The sequence below is a fragment of the Variovorax fucosicus genome (assembly GCF_030316825.1).
In the GTDB taxonomy this organism is placed as follows: domain Bacteria; phylum Pseudomonadota; class Gammaproteobacteria; order Burkholderiales; family Burkholderiaceae_C; genus Variovorax; species Variovorax fucosicus.
This window is the reverse complement of record NZ_JASZYU010000002.1, coordinates 143,051-167,010: the sequence shown is the minus strand read 5'-3', so window position 1 is coordinate 167,010 and position 23,960 is coordinate 143,051. Positions and strand designations below refer to the sequence as shown.

Sequence of the window (23,960 nt, the reverse complement as noted above, 5' to 3'; positions counted from 1 at the left end):
TAATGGGCATCATGAAATACGTTGTCGCCCTCGCCTTTGTCGGCATTCTGGCGAGCCTCGGATTTGCGTTGTTCTACATGCTGAAGGACGGGCGCGACGGGCGCGCCAAAACCGGTGGCATGGCGCGCGCGCTCACGGTTCGGATCGGCCTGTCGGTGCTTTTGTTCCTGTGCGTTTTGATCGCCTGGAAACTCGGCTACATCCAGCCAGGGGGCCTTCCGGTCGGCAAGTAGATCGGGCCGTTCGGCATCGCCGACGAGCCATGAAAAAAGCGCCTTGCGGCGCTTTTTTGTTGTGCCGTCCAAACCCCTCAAAGCCAGTAAACCAGCAGGTAGAGGCCGAGCCACACGACGTCGACGAAATGCCAGTACCAGGCAGCGCCTTCAAAGCCGAAATGGCGCTCCGGCGTGAAGTTGCCGTTCATGAGGCGGATGGTGATGAACAGCAGCATCAACATGCCGATGAACACGTGCAGGCCGTGGAAGCCGGTCAGCATGAAGAACGTCGAACCGTACGCACCCGAACTCAGCTTGAGATTCAATTCGGTGTAGAGGTGGTGGTATTCGTAGCCCTGCACGCCGAGGAACAACAGGCCGAGCAGCACCGTGACCCACATGAAGCGGATGCACTGGGCACGGTGGCCGGCACGCAGCGCGTGGTGGGCGAAGGTGAGCGTGACACCCGAGCTCAGCAGCAGCGCGGTGTTGATGGTCGGCAGCCAGAACGGGCCGACGGTCTGGAACGGCTCGACGATGCCGGCCGGCGACCCGGTCACACCGGCGGCGACAGTGGGCCACACCGCCTTGAAGCCGGGCCAGAGCAACGCGTTGTCAAGACTGCCGAGTGCGGGCAGTGAATGGGTGCGCGTCCACCAGAGCGCGGTAAAGAACGCGCCGAAGAACATCACCTCCGAGAAGATGAACCAGCTCATGCTCCAGCGGAACGACAGATCGACCTTGTGGCCGTACTGGCCGCTTTCGCTTTCGCCGATGGCCTGCCGGAACCAGACGAACAGCGTGCCGAGCCAGGCCACCATGCCGAGCAGCAGCGACCAGGCGCCCCACTCGTGGCCATTGATCCACTGGGCCGCGCCCAGGATCACAAAAAGCAGTCCGGTCGCGGCCATGACCGGATAGGCCGACGGGCCGGGCACGAAGTAGTAGGGCGTGGTGCCGTGGGTGGTTGAACTCATATCAGGGTCCTGGCTTTCTTCTCTCGATTCGAATCTTGGGGGTCAGGGCGCGACCACGAACTTGACCAGCAGTATCAGGCCGCCGACGAACAACATGACCGCCACCAGCCCGACGGCGATGATGTGCAGCGGCGTGAGCCTGGCGATGTCTTCCTGGTAGTCGCTGTCCTTGCGCACGCCGAAGAAGCCCCAGCCCACCGCCTTGATGGTGCGAAGCAGCGAACCTTTGCGGGCATCGGCTTGGTCGGCGGCGCTCATGAGCGGGGCTCCGTCTGCAATTGGGCCGCCGCCGCGGTCGGCGCCGCCGGCGTCCTGCCGCCGACCTCGAAGAAGGTGTACGACAGGGTGATGGTCTTCACGTCTTTCGAGATCTTCGGATCGATCACGAACGCGACCGGCCACTGCTTCTTTTCGCCAGCGTCGAGCGTGTACTGGTTGAAGCAGAAGCACTCGAGCTTGTTGAAGTACGGTGCAGCCTGCTGCGGCGCGTAGCTCGGAATGGCCTGCGCGGCCATGCGGCGGTTCTGCACGTTCTGGAACTCGTACATCACGGTATGCAGTTCGCCCGGATGCACCTGCATCGAGCTCTGCGCCGGCTTGAAGTCCCAGAGTCCGCGCACATTGGCATCGAACTCGACCGTGATGGTGCGGCTCATGTCGACCTGCGTGTTGGCCGGCAGCTTCACGTCCTTGCCGCCCGCAGCGCCACCTGGCACCTGCAGCTCGGACAGCGCCAGCACGTTGATGCCGGTCATCTCGCAGATCGCGCGGTAGAGCGGCACCAGCGCGTAGCCGAACGCGAACATGCCGCAGGCCACCACGGCGAGCTTGCCCACCATCTTGACGTTGGCGCGGCGGATTCGAGCGCGAAGACTGGGGGCGGGCAACATATCAGCGCCCGATCCAGACCATGCGGACGATGAAACCGATGAAGAACAGCACCGCGATCGAGGCCAGCGTGAGCCCCATGCGTCGGTTGTTCCTCTTTTGTTCCGGTGTCATCGTGCGCAGCCGGTCAGCCGATCACGCGGGTTGCCGTGGCATCCAGGCGCGGCGGCGTTTCGAAGGTGTGGAATGGGGCCGGCGAAGGCACTTCCCACTCGAGGCCTTCGGCAGCTTCCCACGGCTTTTGCGTTGCCTTCTCGCCCTTGCCCAGCATGGCGGGCAGCACGATGAACAGGAAGAAGTAGACCTGCGCGAAGCCGAAGAAGAAGGCACCGATCGACGCCACCGCGTTGAAGTCGGCAAACTGCATCGGGTAGTCGGCGTAGCGTCGCGGCATGCCGGCCAGGCCCAGGAAGTGCATTGGGAAGAAGGTGATGTTGAACGAGATCAGCGACCACCAGAAGTGCACCTTGCCACGCGTTTCGCTGTACATCACGCCGGTCCATTTGGGCGCCCAGTAATAGAAGCCCGAGAACATGGCGAACAGCGAGCCTGCGACCAGCACATAGTGGAAGTGGGCCACCACGTAGTAGGTGTCCTGCAATTGCGTGTCGACCGGCGCAACGGCCAGGATGAGGCCGGTGAAGCCGCCCATGGTGAACACGAAGATGAAGCCGACGGCGAACAGCATCGGGGTCTCGAAGGTCATCGAGCCCTGCCACATGGTCGCGATCCAGTTGAAGATCTTCACCGCCGTGGGCACCGCGATCAGCATGGTCGCGTACATAAAGAACAGCTGGCCGGTAAGCGGCATGCCGGTCGTGAACATGTGGTGTGCCCACACGATGAACGAGAGGATCGCGATCGACGAGGTGGCGTACACCATCGAGGCGTAGCCGAACAGGCGCTTGCGCGCGAACGCGGGCACGACCTGGCTGATGATGCCGAAGGCCGGCAAGATCATGATGTAGACCTCGGGGTGGCCGAAGAACCAGAAGATGTGCTGGTACATCACCGGGTCGCCGCCGCCGGCGGGGTTGAAGAAGCTGGTGCCGAAGTGGCGGTCGGTCAGCGTCATCGTGATGGCGCCGGCCAGCACCGGCATCACGGCGATCAGCAGGTAGGCGGTGATGAGCCAGGTCCAGCAGAACATCGGCATCTTCATCAGCGTCATGCCGGGCGCGCGCATGTTGAGGATGGTGACGATGATGTTGATCGAGCCCATGATCGACGAGGCGCCCATGATGTGCATCGCGAAGATGCCGGCGTCCATCGAGGGGCCCATCTGCAGCGTGAGCGGCGCATAGAGCGTCCAGCCCGCGGCGGGTGCGCCGCCGGGCATGAAGAACGACCCCACCAGCATCAGCGCCGCCGGGATCAGCAGCCAGAAGCTGAAGTTGTTCATGCGCGCGAACGCCATGTCGGAGGCGCCGATCTGCAGCGGAACCATCCAGTTCGCGAAGCCCACGAAGGCCGGCATGATGGCGCCGAACACCATGATCAGCCCGTGCATCGTGGTGAACTGGTTGAAGAGTTCGGGGTTCACCAGCTGCAGACCGGGCTGGAACAGCTCGGCGCGGATCAGCAGGGCCAGGATGCCGCCGACCATCAGCATGGTGAAGCTGAACAGCAGGTACAGCGTGCCGATGTCCTTGTGGTTGGTTGCGAACACCCAGCGGCGCCAGCCGGCCGGGGCGCCGTGATGCTCGTCGTGACTGTGGTCGTCGTGACCGTGTGCGTGGCCGTGGGGGTCGAGAACTGCGCTCATGAATCTTCCTTCGGGTATCGGGGGCGGCGGCTTACTTGCCGCGCTGCGCGAGCACTTCGGCGGGCTGGACGAGTTGGCCCGTCTTGTTCGACCAGCTGTTCTTCGTGAAGCTCGCCACGGCCGCGAGATCCGTGTCGCTGAGCTGCTTCCACGACGGCATCGCGCCGTTGTTCTGTCCCTTCAGGAGCACCTGGATCTGCTTGGCGTGGTCGGCGTCGAGCACGACCGCGGCGCCGTCGAGCGGCTTGATCGGGCCGGCGCCCTTGCCGTTGGCCTGGTGGCAGGCGGCGCAATTGGCAGCGTAGACCTTCTCGCCGCGTGCGAGCATTTCCGGCAGCGCCCAGACCTTGGTGGGGTCGTCGAGCTTGGCAGCGGCTTCCTTCTTCTTGGTGTCGACCCAGGCGGTGTAGTCAGCGGCAGAAACCACCTTCACGTGGATCGGCATGTAGGCGTGTTCCTTGCCGCACAGCTCCTGGCACTGGCCGTAGTAGTCGCCGACCTGCTCGGCACGGAACCAGGTGTCGCGCACGAAGCCCGGAATCGCATCCTGCTTGACGCCGAGCTGCGGCACGGCGAACGCATGGATCACGTCGTTGGCCGTGGTGATCACGCGGATCTTCTTGTTGACCGGAACGACCAGCGGATTGTCGACCTTGAACAGGTAATCGACCGGCATCTCGCCCTTGGCGCCGGCATCGGACATGGCGCGCTGGCTGCTGTCGAGCGTGGAGATGAAGGCCAGGCCCTCGCCTTCGCCCTTGATGTAGTCGTAGCCCCACTTCCACTGGTAGCCGGTGGTCTTGACCGTGAGGTCGGCGTTGGTGGTGTCCTTCTGTGCGACCAGCACCTTGGTGGCGGGCAACGCCATCAGGATCACGATGATGAAGGGCACGATGGTCCAGATAACCTCGACCACCACCGACTCGTGGAAGTTGGCCGCCTTGTGGCCGACCGACTTGCGGTGCTTCCAGATCGAATAGAACATGACCGCGAACACGGCAATGAAGATCACCGTGCAGAGGATCATCATGACCGTGTGCAGGAAATGCTGTTCCTGGGCGATCTTGGTCACGCCGATGGGCATGTTCAATTGACGAACCGACGGGCCGCCGGGCAGATCGCTGACTGCGTGCGCTGCACCGCCAATCGTCGCGCCGGCTGCCAGCAGCAGGTTTGCCGGCCAGTTCTTGTTGCGCCAAATGCTCTTCATCGTGTTTGCTTCTTCATTACCAGTTAACCCATCGGCCCGTCATCGATCGATGCCGGCGCTGCCCGCCGCTCAGGCGCTGCGCAGTGCCATGCGAATCTCGCGCGCCAGTGCTGCGCGCAATTCGGGGCGCACATAGCGCCCCACCCTGACCGAACGACCCTGCCCCGAAACCTCGATCAGCGAACGGTCGCTGTCCTGCGGCTCGACCCGCACCTGATGCGGCAAAAACTCCGTGCGCTCGTAGTGGCCGCCGTTTTCCAGCTCCACCACCAGGCGCCCCTCCTGCAGCGCGATCTTTTCGCCGTCCGTCGCATGCCGCGCATACAGCATGAACGCAAAGCCGACCGCGGCCAGTTCCAGCCAGGCGAACGGCAACACCAGCCGTGCACCATGCCACCAGAACACGCTGCCGATGCCGAGCGACACCACGCACAACGACGCATAGAGCCAGCCCAGCTGGCTCGGCGTGACCGAGCAATTGCGCTTCAGGAACCAGTGGATGCTCTGGCCTGAGACGGTGGCAAAACGAAACACGGAATTCGACACGGGCGAGTTCAGCAAATCGGTGCGCCGACAGCCGACGAACCGGGGTTTGACAGGCCGCGATCACGGGACCATACCCGCGAGTTCACGCAACGGCGGATTGTAGCGGGGGAATTCGCCTCACCCCCAGGCTGCGCGGCACTGCGTGTCCGCTGCGCCAACCCCCTTCCGGGGCAACACCGATGGCCCGGCGAAGCCGGTTCCATGGTGTTCCCGACTTATCGCCCCTTTTGGAGCATGGCGCGCATTTCGCGCAGGGAGACGGCGCTCTCGGCGGCCAGGGCAACCCGCGGCGCCGGCTTGAAGGCATGGCCGTAGATGATTTCGAAGCTGAGCGCGATGCGGCCGTCGTTTTGCTCCGGCGTCGCAGTGGCGGCCAGCGCAGCACCGAGCGCGTTGCGCCAGCCCCGCCCGCGCAACCCGCCGAAGCGCGCCGGATGCAGGTTGCGGCCCAGCGTGCGCAGTTCGGCCAGCGCCGCCTCCGGGGTGGGCCAGGTCAAGACCACGCGCTCCATGTCCATCACGGGTTCGGCGAAGCCGGCGTGCACCAGCATGTCGCCCCAGTCGTGCATGTCGGTGAACTCATGGCCGGCCGGCGGCCAGCCGAACCGGGCATGGAGCGCGCGCAGCTCGCGCACCGTGTCGGGGCCCAGCGCGGAAAACATCAGGAAGCCATCGGTCGCGACCGTGCGGTGCCAGCGGCCGATCAGCGCCTGCGGGTCGGCCGCCATGTGCAGCGCCATGTTGGCCCAGAGCAGGTCGACGCCGTCCTCGGGCGGAGCGTCGAAGCGCGCCTGCGCGCCCTGCCAGCGCCGGGCGCTCCACCAGGGCGCGCTCAGCACTCCGGCCGTGCGCGCGGCAAGTGCGGCATCGGGCTCGATCACATATTGCGCGGCCGCCGGGTAGCGGCGCGCCACCAGCGCATGGGCTTCGAGCCCGCCCTTCAGGGGCGACCAGTCGGCCCAGCTTCCGGGCCGCGCCTTGATCCATTGCAGCCGGTCTTCCATGCGCCGGCCGATTTCCTCGTGCAGCCAGGGCGAGCCGTCGGCAGGGGCGAGGCGCGACCAGCGGGCTGCCGCAGCGGCGTCGATGGTGGGCGGGCGCTGGGCGGGATCGGTGGCCATGGGCGGCCAGTATATTGAGCCATGCCCGGCCTTCGAACCGCACGCCGCTTCACCGCACTGCTCGACGCGATACCCAGCCAGTGCGCGGTGTGCCGCGTCTGGCCGGCGCGCCCGATTTGCGACGCCTGCGTGGCGCGCTTCGCGCCGCCGGCCTTGCGCTGCGGCACCTGCGCGCTGCCGGTTGCGGCCGGCGTCGCCGGCTGCGGCGACTGCCTGCTGCACCCGCCACCGCTCGACGCCTGCCTGGCGGCCTGCGCCTACGAATGGCCCTGGCCCGACTGCATCGCGCAGTTCAAGTTCCGTGGCGACGCGGGCTGGGCCGCGCCGCTGGCAACGCTGCTGCGCAGCGCGCCCTGGGTCGAACCGGCGCTGGAGCAATGCGACCTGGCATTGCCGATGCCGCTGGCGCCGACACGGCTGCGCGAGCGCGGCTTCAACCAGGCGCTGGAGCTGGCGCGGCGCCTGGCGCCGGACAAAACCGACGCGACGCTGCTGCTGCGCACCCGCGAAACCCCGGCCCAGAGCGGTCTGACGCGGGCCGAACGGCTGCGCAACCTGCGCGGCGCCTTCGCGATCGAGCCGCTGCGCGCGGCCGAGGTGCACGGGCGCCGCGTCGTGCTGGTGGACGACGTGATGACCAGCGGCGCCTCGGTTTTCGCTGCGGCCGAGGTGTTGCGCAGCGCCGGCGCCGCCCACATCACTGCGGTCGTGCTGGCCCGCACCGACGCTCCGCAACAATAGGGCGCCCTTCAGTCAGCCCCGCAATGTTCCATATCGTCCTGGTCGAGCCCGAGATCCCCCCCAACACTGGCAACGTGATCCGGCTCGCCGCCAACACCGGCTGCATGCTGCACCTGGTGGAGCCGCTGGGGTTTTCGATGGACGACCGGCTGCTGCGCCGCGCCGGGCTCGACTACCACGAGTACGCCGAAGTGCGCCGCCATGCGAGCTGGCAGGCGCTGCTCGACGCCGAGCATCCGCCGGCCGACCGGCTTTTCGCGCTGACCACCCGCGGCACGCGGTTCGTGCACGAAGCTGCGTTCGCCCCGGGCGACTGGCTGGTGTTCGGCGCCGAGACGCGCGGCCTGGCTCCGGAACTGCGCGAAAGTTTTGCGCCGGCGCAGCGGCTTCGCCTGCCGATGCGCGAGGGGCAGCGCAGCCTGAACCTGTCGAACGCCGTCGCGGTGACGGTGTTCGAGGCCTGGCGGCAGAACGGCTTCAGGTGACGGCGCCCCGCGCCCGGCGCTGCGGCGCCGGCTCGCCCATGAAATCCAGAAAGGCGCGCGTGCGCGCCGGCAGCAGCTTGCGGCTCGGCAACGCCGCGTAGATGGTGAAGCGCCCGAAGATCCAGTCGGGCAGCAACTGCACCAGCGCGCCGCTTTCGATGTGCGGCGCCACCAGCGCGGTCGACAGCGCGGCAACGCCCGCACCCTCGAGCGCGGCGCGGTAGAGCACGTCGAAGCTGGCCGATTGCACCGCCACCGGCATGTCGACCTCGACCGGCCCGCCCTGCCCGTCGCGCCGCTGCAGCCGGAAGCGCCGGGCACTGTGGCCGGTGGTCTGCTGCCAGGGAAATTTCAGGTACTGGTGGTGCGCCAGCTCCTCGGGCCGGGTCGGCGTGCCGGTGCGCTGCAGATAGGAAGGCGCGGCGCAGACGATCATGTCGGTGCGGGCCAGCGGCCGCGCCACCACGTTGAGGTCGATGCCGTCTTCCAGCAGCAGAAAGCTCACGTCGAAGGCCTCGACCCGGTGTTGCGGGAACGGGTCGACCACGATGTCGAGCGCCACGCCCGGATGCAGTGCCCGCCAGCGCGCGATGCGCGGCGCCAGCAGGTGGGTGGCAAGCACCGGTGTCGACAGGATATGCAGCGTGCCCTGCAACTCCCGCGTGCTGGCGACCGCCGCCGATTCGGCATCGTCGATCTCGCGCAGGATGGCGCGCAGCCGTTCGAGGTAGCGCTCGCCGGCCTCGGTCAGGCTGATCTTGCGGGTGGTGCGCTGGATCAGACGGGCACCGAGATGGGTCTCGAGATCGCCGATCAACCGGGTCACGGCGGCCGGGGACAGCTCCAGCGCCCGCGCCGCCGCGGCGAAGCCGCCGTCGTCGATCACACGCTGGAAAACACGCATCGAGAGCAATCTGTCCATTCAATGCCCCTTGATCATTGCTATTACTGAAATGTTCAATTGAAGACTATGCAGTTTATTTTTCATACTTACAAGTCTACATTTCAGCCATCGATGCAGCGATTCCCTTTTCCGGCATCGAACCGCAGCCCGGCCTTTCCACGTTTTTCCAGGAGTCTCACCATGAACACCAAGCTCATCGCCATCGCCGCCCTCTCCGGTTTTGCCGCTTTCGGCGCGCAGGCCTTCCAGGGCGAGCAGAACCCGCTGCCGCCGCAGCCGTTCCAGTCGACGCAGGATCGCAGCACCGTGCAGGCCGAAGCGCGCACGCCAATGAAGATCAGCAACGGCGGCACCGGCGTCATGGCCAGCCGGGACACGACGACGGACCGGGCGGCGGTGCGTGCCAGCGCGCGGTCGATCACGCGGGCCGGCGCCGCCACCTACGGCGAAGTGACCGACCGCCGCATGTAATCGACCGCCGCGCCACCGCCATGAAAAAAGCCGCCCCGGGGGCGGCTTTTTCTTGTCTTTCGGGGCGAACCCGGGCTCAGGGGTAGCGCCGCACCACCGACTCGGCCACGCAGGCCGGCTTGGAGACGCCTTCGAGCTCGATGGTGGTTTCCCACACCATCTGCACGCCGTTGTTGTCGATCGGCTCGCTGGTCAGCAGCTTCATGCGGCCCCGCAGCCGGCTGCCGACCGGCACCGGCGACATGAAACGCACCCGGTTCAGGCCGTAGTTGACGCCCATGCTCGACTCCACCACCTCGACCGCCGTCTCGAAGATCCTGGGCAGCAGCGACAGCGTCAGGAAGCCGTGCGCGATCGGCGCACCGAACGGGCCGGCCTTGGCGCGCTCCACGTCGACGTGGATCCACTGGTGGTCGCCAGTCGCTTCGGCGAACTGGTTCACCTGCTCCTGGGTCACGGTGATCCAGTCGCTTTGCGCGACCTCCTGGCCGACGCAGGCGGCCATGTCCTGAAGGGTCTGAAAGGTTTTCATGGGGCGGACTCTAGTCGCCTGCCGGGCTTACCGCCTGTAGCAGCGGCGACAACGGCACCCCGGGGATTCACTGATCCAGCCAGCGCAGGATCGGCTGCCACTGCTCCAGATCGCGCTGCACGCGGCCCGGCGCAATGTCGAACAGCGTGAGCCCGCGCGCCGCGAGCTGCACGTAGTTCTGGGTGTCGCGCAGCTCCGCCACCATCGGTACGCCGAGCTGCGACACGAACTCGCGCAGCCGGTCACCCGACAGCGTATGGGCGCCGACCCGCATGCCGACCAGCCCGATGCGCGCCTTGCCGGCCTGGCGTTGCGCCATCAGCCGATCCAGGAAATCGCGCGTCGCGTAGATGTCGAAGATGCTGGGCTGCAAAGGCACCAGCACCTGGTCGGCCAGGGCCAGCACCTCCTTGAAGCGCCAGCCGTGCAGGCCGGCGGGCGTGTCGAGCACGGCGTGCGTGGTGCCGCGCGGCGGGCGCACCACATTGCCATCGCCGCTGGCCTCCCAGGTCGCGATCGGCGCCGCCTTCGGTGGCCGCAGCCCGAGCCAGAGCCCGCAGGACTGCTGGCGGTCGACGTCGCCCAGCATCACCGCGTGGCCGCGGCTGGCGAAATAGCCCGCGATGTTGGTCGCAAGCGTGGATTTGCCGACGCCACCCTTGGGGTTGGCGACCAGAACCACCGGCATGGGATGCTCCTTCGGTACGCAAGACGCGTCATCGTAGCCGTGTCGGGCCCGCGATTGCGCTATGTTCGCGGCATGCCGACACCAACACTAATAGGTAATCCGCCACGCATCTATGTGATCGCCGCGCACCCGCACTGGCGCGATTCGCGCGTCAACCGCCAGCTCATGCAGGCGGCGCAGGCGCTGCCGGACGTGGACGTGAACGACCTCTACAGCAGCTACCCCGACTACGCGATCGACATCGAAGCCGAACAGGCCCGCGTCGCCCAGGCCGACCTGCTGGTGCTGCTGCATCCGATCCAGTGGTACTCCATGCCCCCGCTGCAGAAGCTCTGGCTCGACGAAGTGCTGGCCTGGGGCTGGGCCTACGGCCCGGGCGGCAGCGCGCTGCGGGGCAAGGACTGCTGGCTGGTAGCGACCACAGGTGGCGCCGAATCGAGCTACCACCCGCAAAGCTACAACCGCTATTTCTTCGACGCCTTCCTGCCGCCCTACGAGCAGACCGCAGCGCTCTGCGGCATGCGCTTCCTGCCGCCGCTGCTGTTCCACGGCGCACGCAGTGCGGCGCACGAAGACGTGGTCGCGCACACCGAAGTGTTCAAGGAGCGCCTCGCGAGCTATCCGAACTGGCCCGAGATGGACGAGATCGACGCCTGCCCGACCTGCGTGGTGCCCGAGGCCGACCGGCCGGCCGAGGTCGACGACTTCGCCAAGGTCGGCGCCGCCGCCCTGCAGAGCGCGGTGAAGGACGCACTCGCACGTGCCTCTTCTACCAGCAGCAGCAGCAACAGCAACGCCGGAGCCGCCTGACCATGGAGCACGCACCCGCCTGGCTGGTCAACTCCCTCATCTACCTCGGCGCCGCAGTGTTCGTGGTGCCGCTTTCGAAGGCACTCGGGCTCGGCTCGATCATCGGCTATCTGGTGGCCGGCATCGCGATCGGGCCGTGGGGCCTGGGCCTGGTGAGCAACGTCGAGGACATCCTGCACTTTGCCGAGTTCGGCGTGGTGCTGATGCTGTTCCTGGTCGGCCTCGAACTCGAGCCCAAGCGCCTGTGGAACCTGCGCCGCCCGATCTTCGGCTGGGGAACGGCGCAGGTGCTCGGTTGCGCGGCCGTGCTGTTCGCCGTTGGCTGGGCCGCGGGCGCCAGCTGGCGCGTGGCGCTGGTGGCAGCGCTCGGCCTGGCGCTGTCGTCCACCGCCATCGCGCTGCAGGTGTTCGGCGAACGCAACCTGCTGAAGACCGCGAGCGGCCAGGCCGGCTTCTCGATCCTGCTGTTCCAGGACGTGGCCGCTATCCCGATCCTCGCGCTGCTGCCGCTGCTGGCGGTCGGCACCGCTGCCGAGGCGTCGATGAGCGGCGTCGACCGGTTGCTCGAGGGGCTGAAGATCATCGGTGTGATCGGTGGCATCGTCCTGGGCGGCCGGCTCGCGTTGCGCCCGCTGCTGCGCTGGATCGCGCGCAGCAATACGCCCGAGATCTTCACCGCCGCCTCGTTGCTTCTGGTGGTGGCAATCGCGGCGCTGATGCAGTTCATCGGCCTGTCGATGGCGCTGGGTGCGTTCCTCGCCGGCGTGCTGCTGGCGGAAAGCGAATACCGGCGCGAACTCGAAACCGACATCGAGCCTTTCAAGGGCCTGCTGCTCGGCCTGTTCTTCATCGCCGTGGGCATGAGCATCGACTTCGGCGTGCTGATCAAGCAGCCGGGGCTGATGCTGCTGCTGGTGGCCGGCTTCATGGTGATCAAGCTCGGCGTGATCTACGCGCTGGCCAGGGCGATGGGCATCTCTTACCAGCAGCGGCCGGTGTTCACGCTGCTGCTGGCGCAAGGCGGCGAGTTCGCTTTCGTCGTTTTTCAGGCGGCCGGGCCGAATGTGCTGCCGCCCGAGGTCACGTCGCTGCTGATCGGCGCGGTGGCCTTGTCGATGCTGGTGTCACCGCTGCTGCTGGTGGCGATCGACAAGTTGCTCCTGCCGCGCTATGACCGCTCGAACGGCCCGGCGCTGGACGAAATCTCGGAACAGCAGGACGCCAAGGTGCTGATCTGTGGCTTCGGCCGCTATGGCCAGATCGTCGGCCGTCTGCTGATGGCGCAAGGCAAGGCCGTGACGGTGCTCGACCACGATGCCGACACGGTGGAAGGCCTGCGCCAGTTCGGCTTTCGCGTGTTCTACGGCGATGCGACCCGGCTCGATCTGCTGCGCGTGGCTGGCGGCGCCACGGCAAAGGCGATCGTGGTGGCGGTCGACGACATCGAGCAGTCGCTCGAGATCGTCGACCTGGTGCGCGAGCACTTTCCGCAGGCACAGATCATTGCGCGGGCCCGCAACATCACCCACCTCTACAAGTTGCGCGATCGCAATGTGGCCTACATCGAACGCGAGTTGTTCGAATCGTCGCTGCGCAGCGGCCGCTCGGTGCTCGAGGTGCTGGGCTGGCCCGCGCACGAGGCGCGCGAAGCCGCGATGCGCTTCCGCCGCGGCAACGAACAGATCATGAGCGAGACCTATCCCCACTACAAGGACCGCGCCAAGGTGATCGCGGTGGCCAAGGAGGGGCGCCAGCAGTTCGAGCAGCAGATGGCGCGTGAGCGTGCCCTGCGCAAGGAACGCTCTGGGCGGGGGTGGGAAGAGGAAGCGGCGGAAGAGCAGGCGCCTTGAGTTGATGCACCGGGTTTCGGGGTGCGTCGGCGGGCGGAATGCGCAGACCTGGAACCACCACCAAGCCCGGTGTGCGGTACGGGCTGGCCGATCCCTTCTGCGCCGCCGAGGAGCGCAGCGCTTTGCGGATCAGGGCTCGCAGCTGTTTGAGCGAAGCGAGTTCTGCGAGACCCCGCAAAGCGCGAGCACCGCAGGGCAGCCGCGAAGCGGCCGGCACAGCAGGGTCGGCCGGCCCGCACCGCACACCGGGCGAACCCCAAAGGGAGCGCGGACAGCAGCCTCAAGAAGCCACCACCTCGGAAGAGCGACGCCCGAACCTTCGCCCCAATCGGTCAAACGCCAGATAGATCACCGGCGTGGTGAACAACGTCAGCACCTGGCTCACGATCAGCCCGCCGAAGATCGCCAGCCCGAGCGGCCGGCGCAACTCGGCACCTTCGCCGAAACCGAGCATCAACGGCACCGCCGCGAACAGCGCCGCCAGCGTCGTCATCAGGATCGGCCGGAACCGCAGCAGCGCCGCCTGATGAATGGCCTCCTGCGCCGACTTGCCCTGCTGCCGCTCGGCGTCGATCGCGAAGTCGATCATCATGATCGCGTTCTTCTTCACGATGCCGATCAGCAGGATGATGCCGATGATCCCGATCACGCCGAGGTCGTTGCCCGTCACCATCAGCGCCAGCAGCGCACCCACACCGGCCGACGGCAGCGTCGACAGGATCGTCAGCGGATGGATGTAGCTCTCGTACAGCACGCCCAGCACGATGTAGACGCACACCACCGCCGCCAGAATCAGCCAGAGCTGGTTCGACAGCGATTTTTCGTAGGCACCCGAAGCACCCAGAAACGTCATCGTCACGCTCGCCGGCATGCCGATGTCCTTTGCGGCCTGGCGGATCGAGTCGACCGCCTTGCCGAGCGACACGCCATGCGCCGTGTCGAAGCCCACCGTTGCGGCCGGGTACTGCGCCACGTGCGTGATCTGCAACGGAGCGAGCTGCTCGCGGATCGTCGCGACCGCCGACAGCGGCGTCGGCGAGCCCGAGCCGGTCTTGAGGTTCAGCGTGCCGAGCTGCTGCGGCGTCTCGATCGAATCAGACTTGGCCTCCAGGATCACGCGGTACTGGTTGGTCTCGGTGAAGATGGTCGACACGATGCGCTGGCCGAACGCGCTGTAGAGCACGTCATCGACCGCGCTGGCCGTCACCGAAAGGCGTGACGCCGTGTTGCGGTCGATGTCGACGTAGGCCGAGAGCCCCTGCGCGCCGGCATCGCTGGTCACGTTGCGCACGTTTTTTTCGCTCTCGAGCCGGGCCATCAGCTTCTTGACCCACTCGGTGACGGTGGCCGAATCGACCCCCTCGATCGACAGGCGGTATTCGGTCGGCCCGGTTTCGGCGTCGATCGTCAAGTCCTGCGTCGGCTGCAGGTACAGCGTGACGCCGGCCACCTCGCGCACGCGCTCGCGCAGCCGGTTCATGGTGTCTTCCTGGTCGCCGCGATCGGCCTTCAGGTTGATCAGCATGCGGCCGGTGTTCAGCATCGTGTTGTTGGCGGCATCGACCCCGGTGAACGAGCTCAGGCTTTGCACGTCCGGGTCGGCCAGGATGGCGCGCGCCGCGGCCTGCTGCAGCTCGGCCATGCGCACATACGACACATCCTGCGCGGCCTCGATGCGGGCCTGCAGCTGGCCGGTGTCCTGCGTCGGAAACAGGCCCTTGGGAATGAACACGTAGAGCAGCACGGTGAGCACCAGCGTCAGCAGCGCCACCACCAGGGTGAGCCCCTGGCGGCGGAACACCCAGCTCAGCCACACGTCGTAGCGCGCGATCACGCGGTCGAAGAAGGCCTGCACCTTGCCCGCCAGGCCGCGCGAGGCGTTGTGCGGTTCGCTCTTGAGCATGCGCGCCGACATCATCGGCACCAGCGTGAGCGACACCACGGCCGAGATCAGGATCGTGATGGCCAGCGTCACCGCGAACTCGCGGAACAGCCGCCCCACCACGTCGCCCATGAACAGCAGCGGAATCAGCACCGCGATCAGCGACACCGTGAGCGAAATGATGGTGAAGCCGATCTGCGCCGCGCCCTTGAGCGCGGCAGCGAACGGTGTCTCGCCCTCCTCCAGGTAGCGCGAGATGTTCTCGATCATCACGATCGCGTCGTCCACCACGAAGCCGGTCGCGATGGTCAACGCCATCAGGCTCAGGTTGTTGAGGCTGTAGCCCAGCATGTACATCAGGCCAAAGGCGCCGATCAGCGAGATCGGTACGGCCAGGCTCGCGATCAGGGTGGCGCGCCAGCTGTGCAGGAAAAAGAAGATCACCAGCACCACCATCACCACGGCCAGCACCAGCTCGATTTCCACATGCTTGACCGACGCGCGGATGCCGGTGGTGCGGTCGCTCAGCACCGCCACGTCCATCGCGGCGGGCAGGCCGGCCTGCAGCTCGGGCAGCTGCTTCTTGATGGCGTCGACCGTGGCGATCACGTTGGCGCCGGGCTGGCGCTGCACGTTGAGGATGATCGCGGGAGTCAGTTCACCGGTCATGCCCGACCAGGCGCCCAGCTTGGTGTTCTCGGCGCTGTCGACCACCTGCGCCACGTCGATCATGCGCACCGGTGCGTTGTTCTTGTAGGCGACGATCAGGTTCTTGTAGTCGTCGACCGTCACCAGCTGGTCGTTGGCGTTGATGGTGTAGGAGCGCTTCGGCCCGTCGAAGCTGCCCTTGGCGCTGTTGGCGTTGGCGTTCGAGATCGCAGTGCGCAGCGCGTCGAGGCCGATGCCGTAGGACGCCAGCGCGCGCGTGTCGGCCTGGATGCGCACCGCCGGCCGCTGCCCGCCCGACAAGGTGACCAGACCGACGCCCGTCACCTGGCTGATCTTCTGCGCGAGCCGGGTGTTGACGATGTTCTGCACCTCGGTGAGCGGCATCGTCTTGGAGCTGATCGCGAGCGTGAGCACCGGTGCGTCGGCCGGGTTCACCTTGGCATACACCGGCGGTGCTGGCAGGTCGGCCGGCAGCAGCGAGTTGCTGGCGTTGATGGCGGCCTGCACCTCCTGCTCGGCCACGTCCAGCGTTTCGGTCAGGCCGAACTGCAGCGTGATGATCGAGACGCCCGCGGCGCTGGTCGAGCTCATGCGGTTGAGCCCGGCCATCTGGCCGAACTGGCGCTCCAGCGGTGCGGTGACGGTGCGGCTCATCACCTCGGGGCTGCCGCCGGGGTACAGCGTCTGCACCTGGATGGTCGGATAGTCGACCTGCGGCAAGGCCGACAGCGGCAGGAACTTGAAGCCCACCAGGCCGGCAAGCACGATCGCGACCATCAGCAGCGCCGTCGCGACGGGCCGCTCGATGAACGGGCGCGACGGACTCATTGGCTGGCGCCCCCTTCACGCCGCGGCCGCTGTTCGCCCATGCGTTGCCAGCGCTCCAGCGCGGCCGGCTCGCCCTTGTCCAGCGATTCGAGAAAGCGCTTGCGGCGCTCCAGTTGTTCGGGGTCGTCCTTGGCCGAATCAAGCATGCGCTGGCGCTCTGCCGCGGTCGGCAGCGGGCGCGCCGCTGCGGGTGCCGCAGGCGCTGCGGCCGGTGCAGCCGGCGCGGCGCCGGAAGGTGCTGCGGCGGAAGGCGCAGACGATGCCGCCGGTGCCGAGGCCGCGCCCTGCGGCGCCGATCCGCCCTGCCTGCGCCCGCCGGCGCCCGAACCGCGTTGGCGCGGTGCGTCTGTCGGCAGTTGCACCGTCGAGCCGTCCTTCAGGCGGTCGCCGCCTTCGGTGACGACGCGCTCGCCGTCTTTCAGGCCTTCGGTGATCACCACCGATTCGACCGACGCATCGCCGCGCTTCACGTTGCGCATGCTCACGGTGCGGTCTTCGTTGATCACATACACATAGTTGCCGGTGCCGGCCGTGCGCAGCGCCGTCACCGGCACCACCACCGCGCCGTCGATGGTGCGCAATTGCAGCTTGATGTTGACGAACTGGCTAGGGAACAGCGTGTTCTTGGCGTTCTCGAAGCGCGCCTTGGCCTTCACCGTGCCGGTGGTGGTGTCGACGATGTTGTCCAGCGTCGAAAAGGTGCCGATGTCGAGCGTGGTGGCGCGCGTGCGGTCGAGCGCCGTCACCACCAGCTTCGCGCCCTGGATCATGCGTGCCTCGATCTCGGGCACGCGGTCTTGCGGCACCGAGAACTGCACGTCGATCGGGGTCATCTGGGTGATCACGGCGATGCCGGTGGTGGCACCCGCGGCCACGTAGTTGCCGGGATCGACCGTGCGCAGGCCGACACGGCCGGTCACGGGCGAGGCGACGCGCGTGAAGTCGAGGTTCAGCTTGGCGCTGTCTTCGGCCGCCTTGTCGGTGATGACGGTGCCTTCGAGCTGTTTGACCAGCGCGGCCTGGGTGTCCACGTCCTGCCGCGCGATCGAGTCCTGGCCCAGCAGCGTGCGGTAGCGCTCCAGAGTGACGCGCGCGGCCTGCAGCTGTGCCTCGTCGCGCACGCGCGTGCCCCGCGCCTGCATCAGGGCCTGTTCGTAGGGGCGCGGGTCGATGCGTGCGAGCACCTCACCCTTCTTCACGATCTGCCCTTCCTTGAACAGCACGTCGGTCATCACGCCGGCCACCTGCGGCCGCAGCGTGACGGTGGTGACGGGCGTGACAGTGCCCAGCGCATCGAGCATGACCGGAATGTCGGCCCGGGACGCGACCGCGGTGCCGACCGTGATGGCCGGGCCGCCGCCACCGCCGCCACGTGCGCCGCCCGGCCCGCGCGGGCCGCCGGGGCCGCCGCCGCGCCCGCCGCCAGTCGCGGTCTCGGCCGGCGGCCGGTTGATCAGGTACCAGGCCGCGCCAGCCACACCGGCCATCAGCAGCAGGGCCACGACGGCACCGATCCAGCGCCGGCGGCGGCGCGGCGGCACTTCAGGGGTCGGTGGCAGGGGCTGGGGCTCGGGCGGGCGGGAATCCATGGGTCGTCCTGGTAACTGTGCAAAGCGTTCGACGACGCCGGAGCGCTCGCCGCGGCCGATCGTAGCGTGCGACCCCGCAGGCATTGCGACGGGCATCCTGCGACACCGTAAAGGCTCTGTAAAGCACGCAATGCGGGGCGGCCTTCGTCGTTGCCGGCTGCATCTGGCGCCGTTTGGCTGCATTTCGTCGCATCCGGGTCGCGGCAGAGGCGGGGCATCGGCACAGTTCGCCCATCGCTTCTTCAACCCTGTTTTCCCACCTCAAAGGAGTTCCACCATGCTGCTGCAAATCATCGCCCACACGCCCCGCTGGGTGTTCGCCGTGTTCGCCCTGCTGGTATGGCTCGGCAGCAAGCAGCTGCTGGCCGGCCGCGTGAGCCTGACCCGCGTGACGATCCTGCCGATCGCCATGGCCGGCCTGTCGGTCTATGGCGTGCTGTCGGCCTTCGGCGATTCGCCGATGGCGCTGGCCGGCTGGGCCGTGGCGGCGGCGGTTGCAGTGGCGCTGGTGCTGCAGCGCCCGTTGCCGGCTGCAACGCGCTACGACCCCGACACGCGCAGCTTTCACGTGGCCGGCAGCGCGGTGCCGCTGGCGCTGATGATGGGCATCTTCTTCACCAAGTACGTGGTCGGCGTGCAGATTGCCCTGCACCCCGAGCTGGCCCACCATCACAACTTTGCGCTGGCCATCGGCACCCTGTACGGCGCCTTCAGCGGCATCTTCGCGGGCCGGACGCTGCGCCTGTGGAAGCTGGCGATCCGCCGCGATCGCGCCATTGCCAACGGCCAGCCGGCCTGAGCCCTCCATCGCCCACCAGGAGATCATCATGGAAACCAACGACACCTCCCTCGACAAGCTGGCGCGCCGCCGCGCCAAGGCCAAGCTCGGCTGGTTCAGCCATGCCGTGGTGTACCTCGCGGTCAACGCCGGGCTCATCACCCTCTCGCTCGCCAACGGCCGGGCCTGGGCCATCTTCCCGCTGCTCGGCTGGGGCCTCGGCCTTCTGATGCACGGCATCGCAGTCTGGGTGTTCGCACCGGGCGGCAACATGCTGGAGAGCATGGTGCAGCGCGAGCGCGCCAAGCTGGACTCGACCAGGGCCAAGCCGTGGTGAGCGGCCGATTCAGGCGCCTGCTGGCGCTGGCCGCCCTCGGCACCGCCGCCGGCCTGGCCTCGGCCGCCACCGGCCTCACCGTGCTGCCGGCGCCGCCGGACAGCGGGCCGGTCACGGTGTTCTATCCCACCAGCACCGTGGCCGCCAGCAAGCTCCAGCGCGGCCCCTTTTCGATCGATGCCACGCTGAACGCAGCGCCGCTGCGCGGCAACGGCCACCTTGTGGTCATGTCGCACGGTTCGGGCGGTTCGCCCTGGCCGCAGGCCGACCTGGCACAGACGCTGGTGAACGCCGGCTTCACCGTCGCCATGCCCGAACACGCCGGCGACAACTGGCACGACATGCGCGACGTCGGCCCCGCCACCTGGAAGCACCGCCCCAAGGAGGTGTCGCAGGCCATCGACGCGATGGCCGCCGACGCGCGCTTTGCACCGCTGCTCGACTTCCAGCACGTCGGCGTCTACGGCATGTCGGCTGGCGGGCTCACCGCGCTGACGCTGGCCGGCGCGCGCTGGTCGCCGGCCGGACTGTCGAAGCACTGCGACGCGCATTTGACCGAGGACTTTCCGACCTGCGTGGGGCTCCTAACCGAACTCAATGGCGGCCCGTTCGACCCGCTGAAGCGCACCATCGCGACCTGGATCATCCATTTCAAGTTTGCTGACGACACCGCCATGCAGGGCTGGGACGAGCCGCGCATCAAGGCGGCCGTGGCGTCCGTGCCGATGGCGGCGCCGGTCGACATGGCCTCGCTGGTGCAGCCCCGCATCCCGCTCGGCCTGGTGCGCGCCGGCAAGGACGGCTGGCTGGCGCCGCCATGGCACATCGACGCGGTGCGTGCCGCCTGCCAGGGCTGCACGCTGGTGGCCGACATGCCGGACGGCGGCCACGGCTCCATCCTGTCGCCGCAGCCGCCGGACTTGCCCGCCCGCGCCGCGAAGCTCTTGACCGACCCGCCCGGCTTCGACCGCGGCGCCCTGCCGGGCGTGTACGCAGCCATCGCGGCCTTTTTCGTGAAGAATCTGGCGCCATGAACGTGCTGCTGTTGCTGCTCAAGCTCTCCGTCGCCACGGTGCTGGCGGCTTCGCTGATCGAGGCGGTGGTGCTCTCCTGGCGCCACGCGCGCGCCGGCGGGCCGGCCTACGACTGGAAGGCGGCGGGCGTGTCGGTGATCGACTTCCTGGTGCGCGAATACCCGCTGCGGCTGCTGTTGCCGCTGGCGTTCTTCACCGGCGCGATGGACTGGATCTACCAGCACCGTCTCTGGACGCTGCCGATGGACCACTGGTCGGGCTGGGTCGCCTGCTTCCTCGGCCAGGAGTTCTGCTACTACTGGTATCACCGGGCCGCGCACCGGGTGCGCTGGTTCTGGTGCACCCACGCCATCCACCACTCGCCGAACCAGCTCAACCTGTCGGCCGCCTACCGCTTCGGCTGGACCGGCAGGCTCACCGGCTCGCTGCTGTTCTTCTTTGTCGCGCCGCTGCTCGGCATGCCGCCGCGCGTGATCCTGCTGATGCTCTCGCTCAACCTGCTGTATCAGTTCTGGATCCATGCCACCTGGATTCCGCGGCTCGGCCCGCTCGAATGGGTGCTGAACACGCCCTCGGCGCACCGGGTACATCACGCGTCGAACCTCGAATACCTCGACAGCAACTACGGCGGCGTGCTGATCGTGTTCGACCGCCTGTTCGGCACCTACACCGCCGAGCGCGCCGACGTGCCATGCCGCTACGGCCTGGTGACGCCGATGCACACCAACAACCTGCTGCGCATCGAGTTCACGCAGTGGCAGGCACTGTGGCGCGACCTGCGCTCCGCCCGCTCGGCCCGTGCCGTGTGGGGCTACCTCTTCAAGCCGCCGGGCTGGTCGCCCGATGGAGCGGGCGAGACCACCGAAGCCCTGCGCCGGCGTGCCGCCGAGCCGGGCGGCGCCGGCAAGCTAACCTCGGCGCCATGAAGATCCAATGGGGCGATGCCGCCCGCCACTACCTGCAGGTCGTTGCGTTCTGCTGCGTGGTCGCGGTGCTCACCACCCTGATCTGGCCGGCCAAGACCTACTTCGTGCAGGTGGGCTATGCCACCTCGGTGGGCACCATCACCTGGGCCGTGATCGAGTTCGGCCGCTACTTCGTCGACGAGCGCAACTGCCATCCCAGCCACACCGGCGGCCACGGCTGGCCGAAGGGCTGGCGCGGGCTGCTGCTGACCTCTCTCGGCATCGCCTGCGGCTTCATCTTCGGCGACCGCCTGGGCGATGTCTTCTTCAGCACCGGCCTGGTGAACTCACCGCGCGACAACAAGCTCAGCCTGGCCATCACCATCGTGGCCGGCGGCGTGGCCAGCTTCTACTTTCATGCGCGCGGCAAGGCGGCCAACATGGCCGCCAAGATCAGCGCCGCCGAACGCGACGCCAGCGAAGCCAAGCTCAAGCTGCTCGAAACGCAGCTCGAGCCGCACATGCTGTTCAACACGCTGGCCAACCTGCGCGTGCTGATCACCACCGATCCGCAGCGCGCCGTGGCGATGCTCGACCGGCTCAACAGCTACCTGCGTGCAACCCTCAGCGGCTCGCGCGCGCTGGTGCATCCGCTGTCGGCCGAATTCGATCTGCTGCGCGACTACCTGGAGCTGATGTCGGTGCGCATGGGCGACCGACTGCACTACACGCTCGACCTGCCCGAGGCGCTGCGCAATGCATCGGTGCCGCCGCTGCTGCTGCAGCCGCTGGTCGAAAACGCCATCCAGCACGGGCTGGAACCCAAGGTCGGCGGGGGCAGCATCACGGTGCGCGCCTCGCAGCGCGGCAGTGAGGGCGGCGCGCTGCTGGTCATCCAGGTCGCCGACACTGGCGTCGGCCTGGCACCACAGGCCAACACCCTCGACGAGCCCGGCCGCGGCTTCGGCCTGACGCAGGTGCGCGAGCGCCTGGCCAGCGCCTACGGTGCGCGCGGCGCCATCGAATTGATCGCCGCCCCCGAAGGCGGGACGCGCGCCACCGCCACCTTCCCCCTGAAAAACCCCGCATGACCCGCCCCACCGCCCTGATTGCCGAAGACGAAAAACTGCTGGCGCAGGCGCTGCGCGGCGAACTCGCCCAGGCCTGGCCCGAGCTCGATGTGCTGGCGATGGTCGGTGACGGCGGCAGCGCCGTCAGCGAAGCACTGCGCCTTTTGCCTGACGTGCTGTTTCTCGACATCCGCATGCCGGGCCAGGACGGCCTGGCCGCCGCGGCCGAACTGGCCGACGCATGGCCGCTGGAGCGCGCGCCGTTGCCGCAACTGGTGTTTGTGACCGCCTACGACGAGTACGCGGTGCGCGCCTTCGAGCAGCACGCGGTCGATTACGTGCTCAAGCCCGTGCAGCCCGAGCGCCTGCGCAAGACCACGGCCCGGCTGCAGGCCTCGCTGGCCGCCCGCGCGCCGGTCGAAGCCGTGCCGAACGGCACCGGCGCCGCGCTGGAAGAAACCCTGGCGCAATGGCGCCGCATGCTGTCGGCGGCCGGCAACGGCGCCCTGCCCGGCCAGCCGGCCCCGCTCAAGCGCATCGCCGCCAGCGATGCCGGGAGTTCGGGCGCCACCGTGCGCATGGTGCCGGTCGACGAGGTGCTCTACTTCGAGGCGGCCGACAAATACGTGCGTGTGCTCACCGCGGGCCACGAATACCTGATCCGCACGCCGCTGAAGCAACTGCTGCCGCAACTCGATGCCAACGCCTTCTGGCAGGTGCACCGCGCCGTGGTAGTGAACACCGAGGCGATCGAATCGGTGCACCGCGACGAGGCCGGCAAGCTGCATCTGCAACTGCGCGGCCGCAAGGAGCGGCTGGCGGTGAGCCGGCTCTTCGCGCACCTGTTCCGCGCGATGTAGCCGGCCGGCCGGTCAGCCGGCCATGGCGCGGCTCAGGCCGAGACGGGCGAGGCCGCCACCAGGTGCTCGGTCAGAAACCACACCTGGAGTTCGTTGGTGCGCAGCACGTTGCTCACGAACACGTCGTTGCTGCCGTCGTCGCCCGCTTCGTCGACCTTTTTGGCCGCCTTGCGGGCCTCGACGATGATGAGTTCGTGCGCCTTGGCCAGCCGCTTGATCTGCACCGCAGCCGGCTCGCGGCCGCGCGGAGGGCGCTCGATCTTCGTGGTTTCGGCAATGTCGGCCGCCATGGCCAGCGCGATGCCGCCCAGCAACTGGATGCGCTCGGCCAGGATGTCGACCAGAAGCACCTGGGCTTCGTAATGCTGGTCGTACATCAGGTGCAGCTGGTTGAACGTGGGGCCGACCACCTGCCAGTGGTGCTTCTTGTACATGTCGCGCAGCGTGATGGTGTCGGCCAGGCACTGGTTGAGCAGCGCCACGCTTTCCTTGCACACCTTTTCAGACAGGCCGTTCGGCAGCTTGACGATTTCGCCGTACTTCTGGGTTTCGTGGCTGGGCTGGTTCAGGTCGGGCTTCACGGCCTGCTGCTTCTCGGTCATGGTGGCGGTGTTCATACGTTGGCTCCGGGATATGTTGCGAAAGAATCGGAAACCACGTTTTTAGCCACCCCGCACCGCCCTGCACGTAGGTGGCGGGGCCGTCCGGTCGCCGCCGTTTTTCCATGAAAAAAGCCGGCTCCGTTTCCGGAGCCGGCCTTCGGCAATCCTGGGGGCGATGACAGCAGGCGATCGAGGGAGTGCCC

The 23,960-nt window shown here is 67.6% G+C and carries 26 protein-coding genes; 12 read left to right on the top strand and 14 right to left on the bottom strand.

All coding sequences use genetic code 11. The features are described 5' to 3' along the window. The first annotated feature begins 11 nt into the window (after nucleotides 1-11). Entirely contained in the window at nucleotides 12-233 is a 222-nt protein-coding gene (locus tag QTI05_RS12885; RefSeq protein WP_286539273.1) for a twin transmembrane helix small protein, read from the top strand. A 77-nt stretch (nucleotides 234-310) separates the two neighbouring features. Here the strand turns inward: QTI05_RS12885 and QTI05_RS12880 are convergent, their stop codons facing one another. From QTI05_RS12880 to QTI05_RS12845, 8 genes are all read right to left on the bottom strand, one after another. Next, nucleotides 311-1,192, bottom strand: a complete 882-nt coding sequence (locus tag QTI05_RS12880) for a cytochrome c oxidase subunit 3 (protein ID WP_286539274.1) — start codon at nucleotides 1,190-1,192, stop codon at nucleotides 311-313. A 42-nt stretch (nucleotides 1,193-1,234) separates the two neighbouring features. Continuing rightward, entirely contained in the window at nucleotides 1,235-1,450 is a 216-nt protein-coding gene (locus QTI05_RS12875) for a DUF2970 domain-containing protein (RefSeq protein ID WP_286621572.1), read from the bottom strand. Then, a complete protein-coding gene (locus QTI05_RS12870; protein ID WP_286621569.1) occupies nucleotides 1,447-2,082 on the bottom strand; it encodes a cytochrome c oxidase assembly protein in 636 nt (211 codons plus the stop codon). Before QTI05_RS12870 ends, QTI05_RS12875 begins: the two co-directional genes overlap by 4 nt. 1 nt (nucleotide 2,083) lies before the next feature. Further along, nucleotides 2,084-2,194, bottom strand: a complete 111-nt coding sequence (locus QTI05_RS12865; protein ID WP_286539281.1) for a cytochrome oxidase small assembly protein — start codon at nucleotides 2,192-2,194, stop codon at nucleotides 2,084-2,086. Between the two features lie 13 nt (nucleotides 2,195-2,207). Beyond that, complete coding sequence (ctaD, locus tag QTI05_RS12860; protein ID WP_286539284.1) at nucleotides 2,208-3,845, bottom strand: cytochrome c oxidase subunit I; 1,638 nt, start codon at nucleotides 3,843-3,845, stop codon at nucleotides 2,208-2,210. 31 nt (nucleotides 3,846-3,876) lie between these two features. Further along, nucleotides 3,877-5,055: a cytochrome c oxidase subunit II gene (coxB, locus tag QTI05_RS12855; RefSeq protein WP_286621567.1), complete on the bottom strand. Its 1,179-nt coding sequence runs from the start codon at nucleotides 5,053-5,055 to the stop codon at nucleotides 3,877-3,879. A 69-nt stretch (nucleotides 5,056-5,124) separates the two neighbouring features. Continuing rightward, nucleotides 5,125-5,601, bottom strand: coding sequence for a DUF2244 domain-containing protein (locus tag QTI05_RS12850; RefSeq protein ID WP_286539288.1), 477 nt, complete (start codon nucleotides 5,599-5,601; stop codon nucleotides 5,125-5,127). 215 nt (nucleotides 5,602-5,816) lie between these two features. Then, nucleotides 5,817-6,722 (bottom strand): methyltransferase domain-containing protein, encoded by a 906-nt coding sequence (locus tag QTI05_RS12845; protein WP_286621565.1) that lies wholly within the window; start codon nucleotides 6,720-6,722, stop codon nucleotides 5,817-5,819. Nucleotides 6,723-6,743: 21 nt separating this feature from the next. Here QTI05_RS12845 and QTI05_RS12840 point away from each other — a divergent pair, with 21 nt between their 5' ends. After that, nucleotides 6,744-7,463 carry a ComF family protein gene (locus QTI05_RS12840; protein ID WP_286621560.1) on the top strand — a complete coding sequence of 240 codons (720 nt, stop codon included), beginning with the start codon at nucleotides 6,744-6,746 and terminating at the stop codon, nucleotides 7,461-7,463. A gap of 23 nt (nucleotides 7,464-7,486) precedes the next feature. Beyond that, nucleotides 7,487-7,948 carry a tRNA (cytidine(34)-2'-O)-methyltransferase gene (locus QTI05_RS12835; RefSeq protein WP_286621558.1) on the top strand — a complete coding sequence of 154 codons (462 nt, stop codon included), beginning with the start codon at nucleotides 7,487-7,489 and terminating at the stop codon, nucleotides 7,946-7,948. Here the strand turns inward: QTI05_RS12835 and QTI05_RS12830 are convergent. Beyond that, entirely contained in the window at nucleotides 7,941-8,870 is a 930-nt protein-coding gene (locus QTI05_RS12830) for a LysR family transcriptional regulator (RefSeq protein ID WP_286621556.1), read from the bottom strand. The two genes, QTI05_RS12835 and QTI05_RS12830, sit on opposite strands and share 8 nt — an antisense overlap. Before the next feature lie 162 nt (nucleotides 8,871-9,032). On the opposite strand from QTI05_RS12830, the gene QTI05_RS12825 reads away from it, so the two are divergent. Next, nucleotides 9,033-9,323, top strand: coding sequence for a DUF4148 domain-containing protein (locus tag QTI05_RS12825; RefSeq protein ID WP_286539294.1), 291 nt, complete (start codon nucleotides 9,033-9,035; stop codon nucleotides 9,321-9,323). Nucleotides 9,324-9,399: 76 nt separating this feature from the next. Here the strand turns inward: QTI05_RS12825 and QTI05_RS12820 are convergent, their stop codons facing one another. Next, nucleotides 9,400-9,855, bottom strand: coding sequence for a MaoC family dehydratase (locus tag QTI05_RS12820; protein ID WP_286539296.1), 456 nt, complete (start codon nucleotides 9,853-9,855; stop codon nucleotides 9,400-9,402). Nucleotides 9,856-9,922: 67 nt separating this feature from the next. Then, entirely contained in the window at nucleotides 9,923-10,543 is a 621-nt protein-coding gene (locus QTI05_RS12815; RefSeq protein WP_286539297.1) for a nucleotide-binding protein, read from the bottom strand. A gap of 72 nt (nucleotides 10,544-10,615) precedes the next feature. Here QTI05_RS12815 and kefF point away from each other — a divergent pair, with 72 nt between their 5' ends. Together kefF and kefC are read left to right on the top strand one after the other, a co-directional pair. After that, nucleotides 10,616-11,353, top strand: a complete 738-nt coding sequence (gene kefF / locus QTI05_RS12810; RefSeq protein ID WP_286621553.1) for a glutathione-regulated potassium-efflux system oxidoreductase KefF — start codon at nucleotides 10,616-10,618, stop codon at nucleotides 11,351-11,353. A gap of 2 nt (nucleotides 11,354-11,355) precedes the next feature. Further along, the gene (gene kefC / locus QTI05_RS12805; protein ID WP_286621552.1) at nucleotides 11,356-13,203 is read left to right on the top strand and encodes a glutathione-regulated potassium-efflux system protein KefC; all 1,848 of its coding nucleotides are present in this window, start codon (nucleotides 11,356-11,358) and stop codon (nucleotides 13,201-13,203) included. A gap of 280 nt (nucleotides 13,204-13,483) precedes the next feature. On the opposite strand, the gene QTI05_RS12800 is transcribed toward kefC, so the two are convergent. Together QTI05_RS12800 and QTI05_RS12795 are read right to left on the bottom strand one after the other, a co-directional pair. Continuing rightward, nucleotides 13,484-16,582, bottom strand: a complete 3,099-nt coding sequence (locus QTI05_RS12800; protein ID WP_286547029.1) for an efflux RND transporter permease subunit — start codon at nucleotides 16,580-16,582, stop codon at nucleotides 13,484-13,486. Continuing rightward, entirely contained in the window at nucleotides 16,579-18,171 is a 1,593-nt protein-coding gene (locus QTI05_RS12795; protein ID WP_286624676.1) for an efflux RND transporter periplasmic adaptor subunit, read from the bottom strand. Before QTI05_RS12795 ends, QTI05_RS12800 begins: the two co-directional genes overlap by 4 nt. A 277-nt stretch (nucleotides 18,172-18,448) precedes the next feature. On the opposite strand from QTI05_RS12795, the gene QTI05_RS12790 reads away from it, so the two are divergent. Genes QTI05_RS12790 through QTI05_RS12765 form a run of 6 tightly spaced genes read left to right on the top strand, consistent with a single transcriptional unit; the run spans nucleotide 18,449 to nucleotide 23,155 of the window. Beyond that, a complete protein-coding gene (locus QTI05_RS12790) occupies nucleotides 18,449-18,970 on the top strand; it encodes a DUF6622 family protein (RefSeq protein WP_286547023.1) in 522 nt (173 codons plus the stop codon). A gap of 28 nt (nucleotides 18,971-18,998) precedes the next feature. After that, the gene (locus tag QTI05_RS12785) at nucleotides 18,999-19,286 is read left to right on the top strand and encodes a 2TM domain-containing protein (RefSeq protein ID WP_286624678.1); all 288 of its coding nucleotides are present in this window, start codon (nucleotides 18,999-19,001) and stop codon (nucleotides 19,284-19,286) included. Further along, nucleotides 19,283-20,320, top strand: a complete 1,038-nt coding sequence (locus QTI05_RS12780) for an alpha/beta hydrolase family protein (RefSeq protein WP_286657817.1) — start codon at nucleotides 19,283-19,285, stop codon at nucleotides 20,318-20,320. The genes QTI05_RS12785 and QTI05_RS12780 overlap by 4 nt, the downstream gene beginning before the upstream one ends. Next, entirely contained in the window at nucleotides 20,317-21,246 is a 930-nt protein-coding gene (locus QTI05_RS12775) for a sterol desaturase family protein (RefSeq protein WP_286624680.1), read from the top strand. The genes QTI05_RS12780 and QTI05_RS12775 overlap by 4 nt, the downstream gene beginning before the upstream one ends. Next, nucleotides 21,243-22,316, top strand: coding sequence for a sensor histidine kinase (locus QTI05_RS12770; RefSeq protein ID WP_286547017.1), 1,074 nt, complete (start codon nucleotides 21,243-21,245; stop codon nucleotides 22,314-22,316). Before QTI05_RS12775 ends, QTI05_RS12770 begins: the two co-directional genes overlap by 4 nt. Next, on the top strand, nucleotides 22,313-23,155 hold the full coding sequence (locus QTI05_RS12765) for a LytR/AlgR family response regulator transcription factor (protein WP_286624681.1): 843 nt from the start codon (nucleotides 22,313-22,315) through the stop codon (nucleotides 23,153-23,155). The genes QTI05_RS12770 and QTI05_RS12765 overlap by 4 nt, the downstream gene beginning before the upstream one ends. 32 nt (nucleotides 23,156-23,187) lie before the next feature. On the opposite strand, the gene QTI05_RS12760 is transcribed toward QTI05_RS12765, so the two are convergent. Then, entirely contained in the window at nucleotides 23,188-23,772 is a 585-nt protein-coding gene (locus QTI05_RS12760; RefSeq protein WP_286547013.1) for a Dps family protein, read from the bottom strand. Nucleotides 23,773-23,960: the final 188 nt, after the last annotated feature.

What these genes read in the sequence shown, in the direction of transcription:
- QTI05_RS12820 (WP_286539296.1), bottom strand. Translation starts at nt 9,855, where the DNA reads ATGAAAACCTTTCAGACCCTTCAGGACATGGCCGCCTGCGTCGGCCAG.
- QTI05_RS12845 (WP_286621565.1), bottom strand. Translation starts at nt 6,722, where the DNA reads ATGGCCACCGATCCCGCCCAGCGCCCGCCCACCATCGACGCCGCTGCG.
- QTI05_RS12870 (WP_286621569.1), bottom strand. Translation starts at nt 2,082, where the DNA reads ATGTTGCCCGCCCCCAGTCTTCGCGCTCGAATCCGCCGCGCCAACGTC.
- QTI05_RS12800 (WP_286547029.1), bottom strand. Translation starts at nt 16,582, where the DNA reads ATGAGTCCGTCGCGCCCGTTCATCGAGCGGCCCGTCGCGACGGCGCTG.
- QTI05_RS12815 (WP_286539297.1), bottom strand. Translation starts at nt 10,543, where the DNA reads ATGCCGGTGGTTCTGGTCGCCAACCCCAAGGGTGGCGTCGGCAAATCC.
- QTI05_RS12825 (WP_286539294.1), top strand. Translation starts at nt 9,033, where the DNA reads ATGAACACCAAGCTCATCGCCATCGCCGCCCTCTCCGGTTTTGCCGCT.
- QTI05_RS12835 (WP_286621558.1), top strand. Translation starts at nt 7,487, where the DNA reads ATGTTCCATATCGTCCTGGTCGAGCCCGAGATCCCCCCCAACACTGGC.
- kefC (WP_286621552.1), top strand. Translation starts at nt 11,356, where the DNA reads ATGGAGCACGCACCCGCCTGGCTGGTCAACTCCCTCATCTACCTCGGC.
- QTI05_RS12830 (WP_286621556.1), bottom strand. Translation starts at nt 8,870, where the DNA reads ATGGACAGATTGCTCTCGATGCGTGTTTTCCAGCGTGTGATCGACGAC.
- QTI05_RS12795 (WP_286624676.1), bottom strand. Translation starts at nt 18,171, where the DNA reads ATGGATTCCCGCCCGCCCGAGCCCCAGCCCCTGCCACCGACCCCTGAA.
- QTI05_RS12840 (WP_286621560.1), top strand. Translation starts at nt 6,744, where the DNA reads ATGCCCGGCCTTCGAACCGCACGCCGCTTCACCGCACTGCTCGACGCG.
- QTI05_RS12885 (WP_286539273.1), top strand. Translation starts at nt 12, where the DNA reads ATGAAATACGTTGTCGCCCTCGCCTTTGTCGGCATTCTGGCGAGCCTC.
- QTI05_RS12770 (WP_286547017.1), top strand. Translation starts at nt 21,243, where the DNA reads ATGAAGATCCAATGGGGCGATGCCGCCCGCCACTACCTGCAGGTCGTT.
- QTI05_RS12760 (WP_286547013.1), bottom strand. Translation starts at nt 23,772, where the DNA reads ATGAACACCGCCACCATGACCGAGAAGCAGCAGGCCGTGAAGCCCGAC.
- QTI05_RS12865 (WP_286539281.1), bottom strand. Translation starts at nt 2,194, where the DNA reads ATGACACCGGAACAAAAGAGGAACAACCGACGCATGGGGCTCACGCTG.
- coxB (WP_286621567.1), bottom strand. Translation starts at nt 5,055, where the DNA reads ATGAAGAGCATTTGGCGCAACAAGAACTGGCCGGCAAACCTGCTGCTG.
- QTI05_RS12785 (WP_286624678.1), top strand. Translation starts at nt 18,999, where the DNA reads ATGGAAACCAACGACACCTCCCTCGACAAGCTGGCGCGCCGCCGCGCC.
- QTI05_RS12765 (WP_286624681.1), top strand. Translation starts at nt 22,313, where the DNA reads ATGACCCGCCCCACCGCCCTGATTGCCGAAGACGAAAAACTGCTGGCG.
- QTI05_RS12880 (WP_286539274.1), bottom strand. Translation starts at nt 1,192, where the DNA reads ATGAGTTCAACCACCCACGGCACCACGCCCTACTACTTCGTGCCCGGC.
- QTI05_RS12775 (WP_286624680.1), top strand. Translation starts at nt 20,317, where the DNA reads ATGAACGTGCTGCTGTTGCTGCTCAAGCTCTCCGTCGCCACGGTGCTG.
- QTI05_RS12875 (WP_286621572.1), bottom strand. Translation starts at nt 1,450, where the DNA reads ATGAGCGCCGCCGACCAAGCCGATGCCCGCAAAGGTTCGCTGCTTCGC.
- QTI05_RS12790 (WP_286547023.1), top strand. Translation starts at nt 18,449, where the DNA reads ATGCTGCTGCAAATCATCGCCCACACGCCCCGCTGGGTGTTCGCCGTG.
- ctaD (WP_286539284.1), bottom strand. Translation starts at nt 3,845, where the DNA reads ATGAGCGCAGTTCTCGACCCCCACGGCCACGCACACGGTCACGACGAC.
- kefF (WP_286621553.1), top strand. Translation starts at nt 10,616, where the DNA reads ATGCCGACACCAACACTAATAGGTAATCCGCCACGCATCTATGTGATC.